This is a genomic window from Bacillus sp. BB51/4, from assembly GCF_008368845.1.
Taxonomy (GTDB): Bacteria; Bacillota; Bacilli; order Bacillales; family Bacillaceae_G; genus Bacillus_A; species Bacillus_A wiedmannii.
Genome location: NZ_QOSC01000013.1, coordinates 441,772 through 459,506, shown reverse-complemented (window position 1 = coordinate 459,506; position 17,735 = coordinate 441,772). Strand labels below are relative to the sequence as shown.

Genomic DNA, 17,735 nt, shown 5'->3' with positions numbered 1-17,735 from the left:
TTACTACCCCTTTATTATGTAGTCTATTTGTTACAGCACCTGTGCTGTCTGTGAAGATAGTAAACTGTACCAATCGGAAACAGTTGGACGTTCTGCTAAATCTGCAAAAGTTATTTCTTTCCCTTCGCGACGCCACTTCTCTACTAAACTCATAATTCTGACCGAATCAAGTCCTCTATTTAGTAAGTCCTCATCAATATCAATACTCTCTACTGGCTCACGAAGTAGTTGTGCAACTAGTTCATGCACTTCCTGTAAAGTGATTCCTTCACTCTCATCACTTTTTACACTTTGTAAATCTTTTAACAGTAAGTTTGTTGATGTCGTTACTGCACATCTATTAGATGCATACTCCAATGCTTGTTTATGATGGTCTAATGAAAAATCAGCAACTGCATCTGCTACAAAAAATGGCTCTATACCATCCATAAATGCTTCGCAAGCTGTTAAAAGGCAGCCGATATGCGCATAAATACCGCAAATAATAAGTTGATCTCTTCCCTGTTCATTTAAAATTTCTAATAGATTTGTCTTTTTAAATGCACTATATCTCCATTTTGTTAAGAATATATCATCCTCATCAGGAGTAAGTTCACCGACAATTTTCTTTTTATCTGGTCCAGCAGGAATACCGTCCCCCCAGAAATCTTGTAATAACCCTCGTTGTTCTAACGTTTGTCCACCTGGTTGTGCTGTATAAACAACTGGTATACCAAGTTCCTTACATTTTTCTCTTATCACCTTAATATTTGAAATAAGTTCTACTTTTGGTGATTCTTTATCGCTATATGCATCAAGAAAATATTCTTGCATGTCATGGATTAGAAGAACCGTACGTTTCGGATCTGGTTTCCAGTTCACTTTATTTTTTGGTAGTTCTGATTCAACTGGCATTTTGTATACTGAAATAGATGGGATAGCCATCTAATCACTTCCTTCCAATTTTTATATTTATTATCGTTTTACCTTAATAAGTTTTTCCGCAATGACTTTACGTAACTCTTTTTTGCTTACCTTTCCAACACCTGTTTGCGGGAATGAATCAATAAATTCAATTCGATCTGGAATCTTATAAGCCGCTATACCCCGTTCTCTTAAAAACATTTTTAATTCACTTACTGTCGGAGCTTGTCCACGAGCTATTACAAATGCGCAAGTACGTTCTCCTAAATAATCATCAGGCATTGATACAATGGCTACATCATGTACTGCATCGTGTGCTAATAGATGATTTTCAACTTCTTCCGCAGCAACTTTCTCACCACCACGGTTAATTTGATCTTTATCCCTACCTTCTACAATGATGTAACCTTGTTCATTTACTTTTACAAGATCACCTGTGCGATAAAATCCATCCTTTGTAAATGATCGTGCATTATGCTCTTCTACTTTATAATAGCCACGAATTGTATATGGCCCTCTTGTTAACAAACTACCTACTTCACCAGGTTTTACATCGTTATCATTTTCATCAACGACCCTTACTTCATCGAATGTAGACATCGGTCTCCCTTGTGTATGAATGATGATTTCTTCAGGATCATTTAATCTTGTGTAATTTACTAACCCTTCTGCCATACCGAACACTTGCTGTAACGTACATCCAAATGTAGGGTGTATACGCTTTGCAACCTCAGCGCTAAACTTAGCACCACCTACTTGAATCACTTCTAAGCTCGATAAATCGTTATTACGAGAAGAAGCTGCATCAAGCCAAATCATTGCTAATGGTGGAACTAGAGCAGTAATCGTAACTTTTTCTTTTTCTATAAGAGCAAATGCCTCATCTGGGCTACCACCAGTTGCTAACACTACTTTTCCACCCGTATAGAAAGTTCCAAATGTCCCTGGAGAACTCATCGGGTAATTGTGCGCTACTGGAAGAACTGCCATATAGACGCTATCCGTATTCAAATTACAAATTTCAGCGCTAACACGTAAACTATAAATATAGTCATCATGTGTTCTAGGAATTAATTTAGAAAGCCCTGTTGTCCCTCCAGACAATTGGAGAAACGCAACATCACTTGGCTGAACTTCTGGTAATGGAACGGGATCTATATACAGATCACTTATGTTCACAAATTCTTCTTCTTCTCCCACTACAATTACATGTTGTAAAGTTGGCACTTTCACTTTTACTTCTCTTGCTAGTTTTCGATAATCAAAGCCGAGAGCCTTATCTGAAATAACGTAAGCACTCGCCTCACCAAACTCACAAAAATAACTAATTTCACTGCTTCGATGTGAAGGTAGTGCAAAAATAGGAAGTGCTCCAATTCGAAATAGCGCAAAGCATATTTCGAAAAACTCGATAATGTTGGGTAACTGTATTACAACTCGATCCTCTTGCTTTATTCCTAAATTCAGTAAACCTGAAGCTAAGCGATCTACTTTTTTATCAAGCTCACTATACGTCATATGCATATTACCACTTACAACTGCAATTTCATCTCCATACTTTTCAGCACGTTCTCTTAACAACGAACCAAATGTTTCTCCAAGCCAACATCCTTCTTCTCGATAACGATTTGCAAATTCTTCTGGCCATTCCGTGAAACCTGATAACATTATTTCTTCCCCCTATTTTTCATTCAGCGAATTATCTCTTAATCCTAAAGCCTTCAGCATTGTTTGGAACTTAGCTGATGTTTCTGCTAACTCATCTTCTGGTTTTGACTCAGCAACAACTCCTGCTCCTGCATATAAACGAAGTGTATTTTCTTGCACTTCAGCACAGCGAATTGTAACAATCCATTCACCATCTCCATTTAAATCGCTCCATCCTAGCATTCCTGTAAAGAATTCACGGTCAAATGGCTCAATTTTTTGAATCGCCTCTCTCGCTTCTTCCATCGGCGTTCCGCAAACTGCTGGCGTAGGATGAAGAGCAATTGCTAATTCCAAAGAAGTAGTATTCGGATCCTTTAGTTCACCTTTCACTTCAGTAGACAAATGCCACATCGCTTCACTATGAATAACGGATGGTTTTTCCGGAACATGTAATGTATGACAGTATGGACGAAGCGCAGCAGCAACAGCTTCAACTACTACCGCATGTTCATGTAAATCTTTGGGAGAAGAAAGTAATTCCTCTGCTCTTCTTTTATCTTCTACTGGATCATCACTACGCGGTCTTGAACCAGCTAATGGATTAGAAATAACTTGCATACCATTTCGTGAAACGAGTAATTCAGGACTTGCTCCAATTAATGTCTTATTATTCTCGTTTTCATCTTTTGGTAAATTCACAGCAAATGTATAACCATGCTTATTATGCTCTGCTAATTCTCGAAGAAGTTTTTGCTTATTAATCTTTTCGGAAGTTTTAACATCTAACGATCTGGATAGAACGATTTTCTTTAAATCTCCGTCTTGTATTTTTTCAATTCCTTGCTTCACACCATTCATATACACTTCAGGATCTGGTACAGGTGTCATTTCAAATGTTAAGTTCTCAATTGTTTCAAGCTGATTTGTTGGATCCAATTGTAAACGATCAGAGATTCTGCTATATTCTGGTACGATAAGTTGAACTTCTTTTCTACGATCAAATGGCAAGGCACCAACAACGATAGGATTCGGATTTCCAGCTTGTTTTGCATTGCTTAATACTGCCTGTACTAGTTCTGGAAAACTTTCAATTCCACGATGTTTTACTGTAGTAAACTCTCCTTCTGTCAATATTGTTCGAGTTGGTGAAGCGAAAAAGAATGAAGATTCAGTCTTATAATCTTCTAATAATTGTTCTGACAGTTCCTTTACAGCCGTAAGTTCATTCATAATATAGTAGCCCCCTATTTTTTTTATTAAACGCCTAATGTAGCTCCTCCATCGACACATAAATTGTGCATTGTAATGTGGCTTGCTTTATCAGAAGCTAAAAACAATACCGCTTCGGCAACTTCTGAAGGCTGTGCAATTTTTTGTAATGGTATACCGAGTCTATATGTACTTTGAGAACCAGCAATGATATTTTTTTCTCCATTCTCATCAGCCCATAATAACCGTTGCATTTCAGTTTCAGTTGAACCTGGAGAAACTAAGTTACAGCGAATGTTATATGCTGCAAGTTCTAATCCTAAGCACTTCATAAACATCGTCGTTGCAGCTTTTGATGCAACATACGCAGCCATCTCCATTCTCGGAGTATTTGCCGCATTTGAGCCAACTGTAACAATTGCCCCTGACTTTCTTTGCATCATATATTTACTTACTGCTCGGCACATATAGAAAACTCCTGTAGAATTTACAGAGAATGTTTTATTCCAATCTTCATCACTTAAAGAGTGAATCGCTCCCATACGTAAAACCCCTGCAACATTTACTAATATATCTATCGGTGCTATATCATTTTCAATCCGTTCTACTACTTCTTCAACAGCGGCACTATCACTCACATCTAAACGAAACGTTTTCACACGTGTTTCATTTAATTCATTTTGATTTAAGAGTACGTTTAACCCCTCTTCAGTTTGATCAGCCCCAATAACTGTAGCTCCTCTTTCTAAAAACATGTTTGCTACAACACTACCTATACCTTGCGCTGCACCAGTTACTAAAACCGTTTTCCCATCAAATTCCCCTATGTTCATTTCCTCTATCCTTTCATATAAAAATTAATCCAGTTTAACATCATCATTGATAACGATTTTCATTATCAATGATGATGTTAAAAATAATACACTTACTAAACTAATTGGTCAAGTGTACTTTTCATCAAAATATTATTCATTGATAATGTTTTTCATTTAACATTCTTACATCGAAATGATAATCTTTCTCAATAAACTTGTCAACCTATTTTTATTTTTCAGATAAAATATCTTAGTGATTCTCAATACAATTACATCTAAAAGCATTAATAAGTACTTACATTACACATTTAATTCATACTCCTCTTTTTAAACTTGTAGAAGACTAACTGTAGATACCTTCATTTACAAAGCCTTATCAAAAACTCAAGTATATATTTTCTCAACATTTTTCTGAAAATACCGAGAAAATATATCTTGCAATTATTGATGTATGTCTTGTTTATATTTTAAGATTTAATACGTATTTCGGATATAATGTATCATTTTTCAATATTCCAATATAATCCAATTGGGTATTTCACTCGCTTTTTTGTCTCGAAAATCCCAAAGATTATATAACCTCCTTGCAATCATTCATAAAAAAAGCACCCTATTTAATAGGATGCTTTTTCGTATTTATAGTGTGATAGAAGATTTATATACTTATGCTACGCTGCGATACTCTTCTTCTTGTTCTTTTTTCTGCTTAGGTGCTTGAATTAAAATTGCGATAACAAATGATACGACACATAATACACCGATCACCATGAAGGTTGGTTTGAATCCACCTAGAAGTGCACCGATAAAGGAACCTGCAAGTGCTCCAAATCCAAATCCTTGATACACAATTCCGTAGTTCTTACTATGGTTTTTCATACCGTAGAAATCACCAACGATAGCTGGGAAAATAGTGATATTTCCACCAAAGCAAAACGCTACGCTTGCTACACATACGAAGTAGATACCATAATTTAAATCTACGAAACTTAAAACCAAGACTGAAGCTGCCATAACAACAAATGTACCAGTAACGATTTTTAAACGGCCGATTTTATCTGATAACGGTCCTAAAATAATACGACCTAATGTATTGAAGATTGCAACCATAGCCACCGCATTAGCTGCTGTCGCTGCGCTAAGCCCTACAAGTTGAACACCAATGTCTTTTACCATACCAATTAAGTATAAGCCACTCATACATGATGTAAATAACATAATAAATAATAAGTATACTTGTTTTGTGCCTAACATTTCTTTCGTTGTATATTCCTGAGTTTTTGTTTCATGAACTGCTCCTTGATCTGCAGCTTGATGGATTAAACAAGCGCCAATTACAATCATAGCTGTAACAATTAAACCCCAGTATATAAACGCTTGTGATACACCAACTGATTCAATTAACTGTGCGTTAACATATTTAAAGATTAAGCTACCTGAACCATATGCAGAGACAGAAATACCAGCAATTAAACCTTTACGCTTTGGAAACCACTTTATTAAATTGGATAGTGAAGTGATATATGCTGTACCATCTGCATAACCTACAACAACCCCTGCTAGTACATAAAGCAATATTAATGAGGAAGCTTGTGAACTAAGTATTAATCCTAGTCCTAATGCTAGTCCAGCTATCATAATAAGTTTACGAAGTCCCCATTTTTCTTGCAATTTACTCGCAAATAAAGTCGAAAACGCTAAGGAAAGACTAGTAATTGAGAAAGTTATAGCAACTGCGTTAAGACTCCAACCATATTTACTAACTAAAGGCTGATTGAATAAACTCCATGTATATATCGTCCCAAGTCCCATTTGTACTATGACTGTGCCAAGGACAACAAGCCATGGATTAACTTTTGATTTTTTCATATCATTCCGCCTCCTCTTTCTATTTTAATGCTATTCGCTAAATTTTCTTTTTTTATGTTCATATTGGCCACCTCATTTGATTTAACACCTTCATTGTATAAGATCTTTCTGTTTATGTAAGCACTTACAAGATAGAGCGTCAAAAATATGGAATCAGTTACAGAAAACGAAGGACGAAATACAAAAAACGAATTATTAAATACGTAAATAGTTATTATTATGTTTTGCATCCATACGACTTACAGCTGTTTTATCATCTTCTTTTATAAAAATTATGTCTCAAGTTATATGATGGCTAGATTACAAAAATTCGATTTTCCTATACAACAAAAAAACTATTTTTACACTATAGTGCACTTTATTTTTTATAAAATAAAAAATATTTTATTGATAAATAAAACTAAATATTCACTAATATATCTATACGTGGTTTAATATATATAATAAAAAATATTTCTGTCTTTAATGAGGAGGTACTATGAAAGCAAACGTAGGGGATACTATACTTTTTCAACGAAATAATTTAAAGATTACAGGATCTGTATTAAAACTTTATACTGAATCGGTCTTAGTTGAAATTACAAATGTAAGCGGTGGTACTTTTGAATTTGATCGAACGATTGTAAATCATAAAAACTATAAAATTTTAAATACGAATACATAAAACAACAAAAAATAGCCCCTGCTCACCAGCAGGGGCTATTTTATATGAAAATAATTCATTAGTTTATATATCCTAAAACACTTACAATCTTACTCGCTTTTAAATTATTAATATGATAATAAATTTCTAAACCTCTTCTCTCAGCTCGTAACACTTTACCTTTCATTTTTGATAAATGTTGCGAAACAGTCGATTGTGGAATATTTAGTAATTCTGTTAATTGTGTTACATTACAAGTTTTTCTCGTACTTAATTCATTTACAATTTGTAATCGGATTGGGTGCGCCATAATTTTCAAAATATCTACATCTTCTTCTGAAACTAAACTTTTTCTCATTTCACTCGTATATGTTGTCATAAGACATTCCCCTTTTATATGAATTCCTCTTATTTAGATCTATTTCCAAAATATTTAAAACTCCGATGTGAAACCTTTATATAAAAATAATAGAATTTTAAATTTTTAAAAACAGAACGAAATACAATTCACTTTATTTATTTGGTACATATACATAATACAATGTTAATATGTGCTCTATGTGAAGTTAGCATATATTTATAATGAAGATTTTTCAAACAATTCACATCTAACTATATACTCCCTCCTAACACTATCCAGTGATTTTAACATATTTTAGGCGTTTGTATATACTATCTACAAAATAAATGTTGTTTAGGGGGATTTCAAATGCCAACAATGTTACAAGAAGAAGTTGAAGAAGCTCGTGAAACATATGTCAGTCGTATCATATTAGTCAGTGGATCAGCTTTATTTTTAGTAGGTGGTGTTATATCGGCAATTTCGGCTTTTAAAGCTTATAATCGTTTGGAAAATACTCCGCCTTCTCCAGATAACTCGTAGGTGCATTGTCTAATTCTGAATAACAAACAAATGCCACCTCTATAAAGAGGCGGCATTTGTTTTATCATAATTTTTATACTAGAAACTCGCAAACAATGCTTTAAGTATGAATTACAATTAAACTTACTTCACCACAAACCGAGTCTGACTACACCCATCCTTCTGCTTCGTTACTTCTAATACAGCTGGCATTGCGTTTTTCAGCTCTTGAACGTGTGATATAACACCGATAAAGCGGCCTGATTTTTGTAAGTCAATTAAGGCGTCAACTGCTTTTGTTAATGACTCCTCGTCTAATGAACCGAATCCTTCGTCGATAAACATCGTTTCGATGGAAATACCGCCTTCATATGCTTGAATGACGTCTGCCATTCCGAGCGCTAAGCAAAGCGATGCATTAAATTTCTCGCCGCCAGATAGTGTTTTTACATCACGTGTTTGGCCAGTGTATGCGTCGTATACATCTAATCCTAATCCACTTTGACGATTTCTCTTTTCAACTCGTTCACTTCGTTTTAAATAAAATTGTCCATTTGATAATTTACGTAATCGTTCGTTTGCAATTTGAACAATTTGTTCTAAATACTCAATTAAGATGTAGCGTTCAAATGATATACGGCTTTCGTTATCACCTTTCATTACTTCATATAAATCAACAAGTTCTTGGAAAGCTTTTTCTTCCTCATGAATTTGCTCATCAATACGTCTAATATTTTCATGTAAATCAAAAATATATGTTACCGCATTTTGCGCACGTTGACGCTTTTCTTTAATGATATCAAGATTTATTTCTAAATCTTTTATATGTTCACCTAACGCTGTAATATCCATATACTCTTTATCTTTTAATTCAGCATGTAACTCTTCAATTTGTTTTGCAAGTACTTCAAGAGATGAATAATAGCTTTGAATTTCTTTTTGTAACATATCCATCTCGGTATCACTTAATTTGGCCTCTTTATACGTAATTTGAGCTGTAAATCCGCTCTGTTCAAGCTCTTTCATAAAGCGCGCGAAAGTCTCTTCTTTCTTCAATTTTGCACTTTCAAATTGATTTGAAGCACCTTCTTGTTCTGCTTGAATACGTATATTTTCATTTTGCCAATGTTGATACGCTTCCTGCACTTTCCTCCATTCGTCTTCCATTAATTTGAGTTCATGCATAGCTTGGTCAAACTGAACTTTCCAAGCCTGTACTGTTTGTAAGCTTTCAGGAATATTCTTCTTATCATGTTCATATGACGTACGAAGCTGCATACACTCCATTTCTGTTCGGTGCTGCTCTGTTTCTACCTCACGCTTTTGTTTCTGAAGTGCATCTACTTTTCCTTCTACACTTTTTATATTCACAGCTGTTTGCTTACGCGTTTCTTCGCTTGCTTTTAACGTATTTACTTCAATTGCTAATTGTTTTCCTTTTTGAACAAGTGCACTGTATGTTTCAACTAATTCCTCTGAGCGATAGCCTCGCTTCTTAACCTCTTCTATTACCTGTTCATATTGTAGGTGATAGAAATTCCATTTCTCCTCTAGTTGAACATGTAATTTTTCAGCAACATTTTTCTTTTCTCTTAAATCATTTAACTCTTTTTCATCGATTACATCACTTTGCTCTGTAGCTTTTTTCGGATGGTTCGTACTACCACATACTGGACAAGATTCGCCATCATGTAGATGAAGAGCTAATATACCAGCTTGTTCACTTAACCAGCGACGTTCCATATTTTCATATGCGTTAACTGCCAATTGCATCTTATTATATGCCGCTTCTTTTTCTTTCTCGAATTTTTGCTTTTCTTGCCAAACATCATATGCTTGCTTTAAAACTTTTGCATCTTCTCGCATATTCGTTAGTTCTTCTACTTTAGCTACATATTGCTCAAGTGCTTGTTCTAGTTGTTGTAATTCACTAGACATTAACTGTTTTTGATTTGTATGCTCTTCTAATTGTCGATCTAAGTTTTGCATACTTTCTTTTAATTTTCCTATTTGAATTTCTGCATTTTGTAAATTCAACTGTTTCTCAGCTAACGATGCAATAATCGATTGTAACTCTTCTAATCTTTGAACAAGTTTTTTTGCATCTTCTCTCTTAGGTTCTTTATTCTTTACTGCTTCATATTTCCCCTTAGCAAGTTCAAAATTACTCATTATATTTTCTTTTTTGGCGATAATTTGTTTTAACAAACTTTCAGCTTTCTGCTCATTTTGCATCGCTTCTTCGTGCCATTGTTCAAATGGTAATAAGCGCTTCGCTTGTTCCCCACGTTTAAAAGATTTTTCTTTCACTTCAATAACTGTACGGTTTTCTTGTAAAGTGTTATATTTCTCATTCTTTTGTTGTAAATCTATAAACTTCTCATTTACAGACTTCGCTGCGTGAAAACGTGTTTCAGCATCCTTTAATTGCTTCGTTTGAACATCTTGTTCTACTTGTAATTGCTCAACTTCTGCCTTATACACAGCTGTTTCTTGTTCTAATGCTTCTACTACTTGATGCGTATTTACATGCTCTTGTTCCACTAATGTCTCTAATAATGCTCCATCTCGGATCGGTAATTTAAAAACATTACGAAAATGTAGCTCTCGCTCTTTTTGTTTTTCTTGTAAGACGTCTTTCCATTGTTTTCGTTTTTGATCAAGTAACTCTCGCATTAACTTATAACGATCTGTTTTAAAAATACGACGCAAAATTTCTTCTTTGTTTTCAGTCTCAGATGTTAATAGTTTTCGGAATTCCCCTTGCGGTAACATAACAATTTGGCTAAATTGATGTTTACTTAAACCGATTAAATCTTCCACTTTTTTATTTACATCCGTTACATGGAAACGATCAACAGCTGGAACCTTCTCTTCATCAATTACTTCATATAATTCTACTGCATGTCCCGTAATCGTCTTGTTCCCTTGTTTTTTATGTCCCAGTTGTCGTTTTATTTCATAACGTTTCCCTTTTAATTGAAAGGTTAGTTCTACACTTGTATACATATTATCATCAGCAAATTGACTGCGAAGCATGCTCGTATCACTACGTTCTTCTCCGCTTGCCTCACCATATAACACATAACAAATCGCATCAAAAATCGTCGTCTTTCCAGCTCCTGTATTCCCAGAAATGGCGAAAATACGATGATCTCCAAGATCGTTAAAATCGATTACTTCTTTCTGTTTATATGGCCCAAATGCTGTCATAATTAGCTGAATCGGTCTCATCCTCGTTCACCTTCCCGTTCTTGCACTGTTTGTAGTACTTCTACAAATAGACGTTCTTTCTCTTCTGATAAATCTAAGCCTTTCATTTCTTTATAAAAAGCCTTTAAAAGAGATAAATCATCCGTTTTATGTCTTGAAACAGTTACTTCATTTGACTCTGTGAACTCTCGTCTTTGAATAGATCTTTCAACATGCATTGCATTTGGATATACAGAGCGTATTTTTTCCATTGGCTGCAAGACAGGATTTTCATCTAATAATTTTACAAACACGTAATCTTCACTTACTGGATGTTGTAATAATTCATCTATTTTTGCTTCTACTGTTCGCATTTTACGGCGTGGTGCAAGTAACCTTTTTTCAATTGTTGCTTCACCTGTTTCGTTCAGTTCCACAATATAATAACCTTTTTTATGTTTTTCTTCAGAAATAGAATACGCAAGTGGCGAACCAGAATATCGAATGGTCTCATTACGTACGAAATGCGCTTGATGTAAATGTCCAAGCGCTGTGTAATGAAACTTATCAAAATAATGACTATTTACGTATTCAGCACCACCAATTGAAAGTGGTCGTTCTGCATCACTTGTATTCTCCTCCGCTTCTCCCGCAGAAGTTACAAATGCATGACCAACAAATACGTGTCTAGCTTCTTTATCCATCGTTTCAGAAAGCTCATTCATAAAAATACGCATCGCATCATCATGAGAACGTACATCTTCGTTTTTCAAAACATGTCTAACTATGCTTGGATCTGCATATGGAATGAGATGGAAGTGAACCTCGCCATATTCATCATTTAATATAATTGGCTCATATGGAAATTGAAATTGTCCCACAATAAATAATCCTTGTTTCTTCATTAAACTACTTCCAAAATGAATACGATCTGGACTATCATGGTTTCCTGCAACCGCAATAACTGGTGTTTGTAAATCAATCACTATTTTTTGTAAAACATCATTTAATAAGTCTACTGCTTCCGTAGGTGGAATTGCTCGGTCATATAAATCCCCTGCAATAATTACCGCATCTGGTTTTTCTTCTTCAACAGCTTGTACAAACTGATCTAATACAATCTTTTGATCTTCAGTCATATACACGCCATGAACGAGCTTTCCTAAATGCCAATCCGCTGTATGAAATAACTTCATAGTTTCCTGCTCCTTTTAATTTACTGATTTTAGTGATACGAGTTGATAGTTTATTGTAGTTTTTCCGTTTTCCCACTCTAACTTTTGTATCATTGCACTACCAATTCTTTCTTCATTTGATTTATATAAAGGCAATATTTCTTGAACTGTAAATAAGTGATAACCATCCAATGTTAATTGAAATATGTTTTCTTCTATATGTAATCTTACTTCTTTTTCATTTGAAATAATTTTTGTGTGCATCTCAAATTTCATGACAGATACAACCCCTTTTTCTAATCTCTACATTATTAATAGTATATTGGCTATGCAAGATTGACAAGTAAATACACGGCAAAGTACACACTTTTCTACTACTATATGTTTTTTATTTTTACATATAATACGGTATGTGAAATTTTATTTATTTTAAAAATAAAAATGTCTAATGTGACATCTTTATTTTTGTATAAAGTCTTTCATTACATAATATAAAACTGTAATGAAAACGATCGCTACAAAAAATGAAAATACTGCGATAATGTACCCATCCTTATTTAATAAAATGCAAAAAGAAATAGATATGATAAAAATCGGAAATACAAGTCGTACTTTATCCTTCACTTCCTCTGTCGTATCTGTATGATGAAAATACTGCGTTATCCCTATCATTAAAGAAGACAAAATAATCACCGACAATAGTAAAGGTACTGGCATTCCGATTTCTCCTTTCTCTATTTCTAATGAAAAGCAATTTTTCTTTCATCATAATCGCTTCAAATACTCTTTTTGAAGTCATTATATACAATTTACACATATATAATAGCGTGTTTATCATGATAATTTCAAATAATTACAATTACAGTAATGTTGTAATATTCATTTTCAACCTCAGAAATCCTGCAAATATATCTCGTCAAAATATGCGATATACAAATTAACACGTACCGTCAAGTTTAGACAAAATTTATAAAGGACATTTCAATACGTATCAAGAATTAAGAATAAGAAGATATGTAAGGGAGGATGAATTATGACTGAACACGTTTTATTTTCTGTTAGTGAAAACGGCGTTGCATCAATTACTTTAAACCGCCCAAAAGCGCTTAATTCTTTATCTTATGACATGTTGCAACCAATTGGGCAAAAACTGAAAGAGTGGGAAAATGATGAGCGAATTGCGCTTATCGTATTAAAAGGAGCTGGCACAAAAGGTTTTTGTGCAGGCGGCGACATTAAAACTCTTTATGAAGCGCGTTCAAACGAAACTGCATTGCAGCATGCGGAACGTTTTTTTGAAGAAGAGTATGAAATTGATACATATATTTATCAATATAAAAAACCGATCATCGCTTGTTTAGATGGAATTGTAATGGGCGGTGGTGTCGGTCTTACAAATGGTGCGAAATATCGAATTGTAACTGAGCGTACGAAATGGGCAATGCCAGAGATGAATATCGGCTTCTTCCCAGATGTCGGTGCTGCTTATTTCTTAAATAAAACTCCAGGGTTTGCTGGCCGCTATGTTGCTTTAACAGCATCTGTTTTAAAAGCTGCTGACGTATTATTTATAAACGCTGCTGATTACTTTATGACATCTGATTCATTACCAATTTTCCTTACTGAACTTGAAAGTGTAAATTGGCATAAAGAAGATGATGTACATACTAATTTAAAAGAAGTCATTCGTACATTTGCAACTGCTCCAAACTTAGAAAGCGAACTTGCTCCTTCATTAGAAGAAATGAATTCACATTTTGCATTCGATACAATTGAAGAGATCATCCATTCATTGGAGAAAGATCAAAGTTCCTTTGCTTTAAAAACGAAAGAAACGCTATTATCAAAATCTCCTATTTCGTTAAAAGTAACATTAAAACAGTTTATTGATGGAAAAGATAAGTCCGTTGAAGAATGTTTTGCTACCGACCTTGTACTTGCTAAAAATTTCATGAGACATGCGGATTTCTTCGAAGGAGTACGTTCTGTTGTCGTTGATAAAGATCAAAATCCGAATTATAAATATAAGCAGTTAAGTGATGTTTCAGAAGAAGATGTAAATCGATTCTTTAACTTACTTAATGCATAATAAGGTGAAACATTAATAAGTGGGGGTTCATTACCCGCTTATTATTAGCCCTCACCGATCGTCCGGTCATGCGGGATAAAATTGAGGCTATATAGTAGTGGAATTCAACTACTATATAGCCTCTTTCTCATTTAATAATTTTTAATAAAATTTAATTTTATTAAATTAAAATGTGTGCTACACTATTTTTAATCAAATATTCTAAAAATAAAAAAGGAGGAGCGACTATGATTGAAAATTATTTTCTTTTCATCATTATGTCTATTTGTCTTATTATTTTACCCGGTCCTGATACTGCAATGGCGACGAAAAATACATTGGTTGCCGGTAAGGTCGGTGGAGTGAAAACAGTGTTCGGTACATGTATTGCACTTTTAATTCATACTTTAGCAGCAGTAATCGGACTTTCCGCAATTATTGTAAAGTCAGCGCTTTTATTTTCTATTTTCAAGTACGTTGGAGCTCTATATTTAATTTATATTGGCATTAAAGCCCTTTTAGCGGTAAGAAACAAAGAAGGCTTTGATACGAACGATATATCTTTAAATAATGAAAATGAACACACTTCTTGCTTTCGCCAAGGGTTTCTTACGAATTTATTAAACCCTAAAGTTGCAGTCTTCTTTTTAACCTTTTTACCGCAATTTTTAAATCCAAATCATAATACGTTTATCCAACTTCTCGTAATGGGTCTTACTTACCTCGTTTTAACAGTTATTTGGTTCGCTTTTTATATATTTTTAATTGATAAAATTAGTGCTTTTATGAAAAAACCGAGGACGCAACGTTATATTCAAGGCTTAACAGGAATCGTCTTAATTGGTTTTGGTATTAAACTAGCTTTTGAAAAAAATAATTAACAAGACGAAAACCACCACTATTAATAGTGGTGGTTTTCATTTAACAACTGATTTGGCTGTTCACTCTATATTAAAACCAGCGCTCAGTTACAACTTTTTTACGTGTATAGAATTGAACGCCATCTGTACCATTTGTACCTAAATCACCAAAGAAGGAAGCTTTATTTCCTGCAAATGCGAAGAATGCCATTGGTGCTGGAACGTTTACGTTTACACCGATCATACCAGCATCGATATTATCACGGAACGTTTGTGCATGTTTACCATTTGACGTATAAATAACCGCGCCATTTGCAAATTTAGATTGATTTGTTAATTTAATACCTTCTTCTAAATCTTTAACTCGTACAATGCTTAATACTGGAGCAAAAATTTCATCTTGCCAAATTTTCATTTCTTGATTTACACCATCAAAGATTGTCGCACCTACAAAGTAACCTTCTCCAACTTCTTCCTTAACTTTACGGCCATCTACTAATAAAGTTGCTCCATCTGCTACACCGCTATTAATATAGCCTAATACGCGCTCTTTATGAGATTCACGAATTAATGGTCCAACATAATTATCTTCGTGGAAACCGTCACCTACTTTTAACTTCTTCGTCTCTGCTACTAGTACGTCGATGAATTCATCAGCGATTTCATCAACTACTGCTACTACTGAACATGCCATGCAGCGCTCTCCACTACTTGCGAATGCAGATCCAATTACACCTTGCACTGTTTTCTCAAGGTTGCAATCTGGCATTACAATCGCATGATTTTTTGCACCAGCTAACGCTTGTACACGTTTTCCGTGTTTCGTACCTGTTTCATACACGTAACGAGCTACCGGCTCAGAGCCAACGAACGAAACAGCTTGAATATCTTTACTTTCTAAAATGCTATTTACAACATCTTTTCCGCCTTGTACTAAATTTAATACCCCTTTTGGAAAACCAGCTTCATAGAATAACTCTACAAGTCGCTCTGCTAAAAGTGGCGTTCTTTCAGATGTTTTTAATACGAACGTATTACCGCAAGCAATTGCAAGTGGGAACATCCATAATGGAATCATCATTGGGAAGTTAAACGGTGTAATACCAGCAACAACTCCAATTGGATAGCGCCAAATCGATCCATCAATGCCGCTAGCAATATTCGGAAGAGCTTGTCCCATCATTAAATTTGGTGCTGATGTTGCAAGTTCTACCGCTTCAATCCCGCGCTGCACCTCACCAGTTGCATCCGTTAATGTTTTACCATTTTCTAGCGTAATGATTTTAGCAAGCTCTTCTTTGTTTTCTTGTAAAAGCTGTAAATATTTATATAATTGTCTTGAACGATTCGGAACTGGTACTTTAGACCATGTTTCGTATGCTACTTTTGCCGCTTCAACAGCTTTTTCAACATCTTCTTTCGGAGATAGCGGAACGTAAGCGATAATTTTTCCAGTCGCCGGATTTGGAACTGCTTCTACTTCTGTACCAGTAGATTCTACCCACTCACCATTAATATGATTTTTTACTCGTTTAATTTCAGTTGTAATCATTATATTCTCTCCTTTTTTATGATGTACATAAGTCTATTATTTTTGATTAGAAATTAACTGTTCACTAACTTTCTTATATAAAGCAGCCATATCGTTTTCACCATACCCTGCCTCACTTGCTTCTTCATATACGTTTAATAGCATTTCGCTTACTGGTAAGTGAAGTTCGCTTTCTTTCGCTAAATCTACTGCAAATCCTAAATCTTTCTTTAATAAATTCACAGTAAAGCCTGGATCGTAGTTTTCAGTTGCAATGAAACTTTTATAATTACGCTCATAAATTCTACTTTGACCGTAACTTACATTTAAAATATCAAACATTTTATCTAAATCCATATTATTCTTTTTCGCTAATGTTAAAGCTTCACTCACACCAGCTGTATAAAAACCAATTAATAGGTTATTAATTAATTTAACTGTTGTGCCACTATCAATCTGCTCACTAACATGGAAAACATTCGCGCCTAGTACGCCCATGATAGATTCCGTTTTCTCATACACTTCTTTCGATCCACCAACCATAAACGTTAATGTACGGTTTTCAGCTCCAATTACCCCACCACTAACAGGCGCTGCTAAAAAGTCTACTTTCTTTTCCTTTGCAGCTTCCTCTAACTGTTTGTTTAATTGTGGAGATACAGTACTGGTATCAATTAAAACTACATTCGAGTGGCTATTTTCAAATAATCCTTCTTCCCCAAAATACACCGCTTCAACAGCGCGAGGTGAAGGTAAACTTGTAAAAATCACATCGCATGTTTCTGCTAGTTTCGAGATTGATAAGCCAATAATTCCTCCTTCATTTTCAAAGGAAGCTTCGGCCTCTTTATTTAAATCCACACCGTATACTGTGTAACTTGATTTAACTAAATTTTTAGACATTGGAAGACCCATGTTACCTAAACCGATAAAGCCAATCTTTTTCATATCGCTTTCCTCC

Annotated in this window: 16 protein-coding genes; 4 read left to right on the top strand and 12 right to left on the bottom strand. The window is 34.6% G+C overall.

Annotation, left to right across the window (positions count from 1 at the left end):
- Positions 1–30: 30 nt before the first annotated feature.
- The 5 genes from DN392_RS19610 to DN392_RS19590 form a co-directional block, all read right to left on the bottom strand.
- Positions 31–924: an isochorismatase family protein gene (locus tag DN392_RS19610; protein ID WP_061672455.1), complete on the bottom strand. Its 894-nt coding sequence runs from the start codon at positions 922–924 to the stop codon at positions 31–33.
- 30 nt (positions 925–954) lie between these two features.
- A complete protein-coding gene (locus DN392_RS19605; protein ID WP_000948425.1) occupies positions 955–2,571 on the bottom strand; it encodes a (2,3-dihydroxybenzoyl)adenylate synthase in 1,617 nt (538 codons plus the stop codon).
- Positions 2,572–2,583: 12 nt separating this feature from the next.
- Positions 2,584–3,783 carry an isochorismate synthase DhbC gene (gene dhbC / locus DN392_RS19600; protein WP_064470571.1) on the bottom strand — a complete coding sequence of 400 codons (1,200 nt, stop codon included), beginning with the start codon at positions 3,781–3,783 and terminating at the stop codon, positions 2,584–2,586.
- Positions 3,784–3,809: 26 nt separating this feature from the next.
- Positions 3,810–4,595 carry a 2,3-dihydro-2,3-dihydroxybenzoate dehydrogenase gene (gene dhbA, locus DN392_RS19595; RefSeq protein WP_088321179.1) on the bottom strand — a complete coding sequence of 262 codons (786 nt, stop codon included), beginning with the start codon at positions 4,593–4,595 and terminating at the stop codon, positions 3,810–3,812.
- 645 nt (positions 4,596–5,240) lie between these two features.
- Entirely contained in the window at positions 5,241–6,443 is a 1,203-nt protein-coding gene (locus tag DN392_RS19590) for an L-lactate MFS transporter (RefSeq protein WP_000748914.1), read from the bottom strand.
- A gap of 478 nt (positions 6,444–6,921) precedes the next feature.
- On the opposite strand from DN392_RS19590, the gene DN392_RS19580 reads away from it, so the two are divergent.
- Positions 6,922–7,107, top strand: coding sequence for a YkvS family protein (locus DN392_RS19580; protein ID WP_000646791.1), 186 nt, complete (start codon positions 6,922–6,924; stop codon positions 7,105–7,107).
- 58 nt (positions 7,108–7,165) lie between these two features.
- Here DN392_RS19580 and DN392_RS19575 read toward each other — a convergent pair whose 3' ends face one another.
- Positions 7,166–7,465 carry an ArsR/SmtB family transcription factor gene (locus tag DN392_RS19575; RefSeq protein ID WP_000214798.1) on the bottom strand — a complete coding sequence of 100 codons (300 nt, stop codon included), beginning with the start codon at positions 7,463–7,465 and terminating at the stop codon, positions 7,166–7,168.
- Between the two features lie 330 nt (positions 7,466–7,795).
- Between DN392_RS19575 and DN392_RS30465 the strand changes: the two genes are divergently transcribed.
- Positions 7,796–7,969: a hypothetical protein gene (locus tag DN392_RS30465; protein WP_001142749.1), complete on the top strand. Its 174-nt coding sequence runs from the start codon at positions 7,796–7,798 to the stop codon at positions 7,967–7,969.
- Positions 7,970–8,092: 123 nt separating this feature from the next.
- Here DN392_RS30465 and DN392_RS19570 read toward each other — a convergent pair whose 3' ends face one another.
- The 4 genes from DN392_RS19570 to DN392_RS19555 all read right to left on the bottom strand — a co-directional run bounded on the left by DN392_RS19570 (position 8,093) and on the right by DN392_RS19555 (position 13,032).
- Positions 8,093–11,182, bottom strand: a complete 3,090-nt coding sequence (locus tag DN392_RS19570) for an AAA family ATPase (protein WP_061672176.1) — start codon at positions 11,180–11,182, stop codon at positions 8,093–8,095.
- Positions 11,179–12,336 (bottom strand): exonuclease SbcCD subunit D, encoded by a 1,158-nt coding sequence (locus DN392_RS19565; protein WP_000765140.1) that lies wholly within the window; start codon positions 12,334–12,336, stop codon positions 11,179–11,181. The genes DN392_RS19570 and DN392_RS19565 overlap by 4 nt, the downstream gene beginning before the upstream one ends.
- A gap of 15 nt (positions 12,337–12,351) precedes the next feature.
- Positions 12,352–12,591: a DUF2584 family protein gene (locus tag DN392_RS19560; RefSeq protein WP_000667351.1), complete on the bottom strand. Its 240-nt coding sequence runs from the start codon at positions 12,589–12,591 to the stop codon at positions 12,352–12,354.
- Positions 12,592–12,774: 183 nt separating this feature from the next.
- Positions 12,775–13,032, bottom strand: coding sequence for a hypothetical protein (locus tag DN392_RS19555; RefSeq protein WP_001145039.1), 258 nt, complete (start codon positions 13,030–13,032; stop codon positions 12,775–12,777).
- Between the two features lie 316 nt (positions 13,033–13,348).
- Between DN392_RS19555 and DN392_RS19550 the strand changes: the two genes are divergently transcribed.
- Complete coding sequence (locus tag DN392_RS19550) at positions 13,349–14,404, top strand: enoyl-CoA hydratase/isomerase family protein (RefSeq protein WP_000134919.1); 1,056 nt, start codon at positions 13,349–13,351, stop codon at positions 14,402–14,404.
- Positions 14,405–14,631: 227 nt separating this feature from the next.
- The gene (locus DN392_RS19545) at positions 14,632–15,264 is read left to right on the top strand and encodes a LysE family translocator (protein WP_000572322.1); all 633 of its coding nucleotides are present in this window, start codon (positions 14,632–14,634) and stop codon (positions 15,262–15,264) included.
- A gap of 70 nt (positions 15,265–15,334) precedes the next feature.
- Here the strand turns inward: DN392_RS19545 and DN392_RS19540 are convergent, their stop codons facing one another.
- Both DN392_RS19540 and DN392_RS19535 read right to left on the bottom strand, forming a co-directional pair.
- A complete protein-coding gene (locus DN392_RS19540; RefSeq protein ID WP_000633366.1) occupies positions 15,335–16,795 on the bottom strand; it encodes a CoA-acylating methylmalonate-semialdehyde dehydrogenase in 1,461 nt (486 codons plus the stop codon).
- Between the two features lie 36 nt (positions 16,796–16,831).
- Complete coding sequence (locus DN392_RS19535) at positions 16,832–17,722, bottom strand: NAD(P)-dependent oxidoreductase (RefSeq protein WP_000719430.1); 891 nt, start codon at positions 17,720–17,722, stop codon at positions 16,832–16,834.
- Positions 17,723–17,735: the final 13 nt, after the last annotated feature.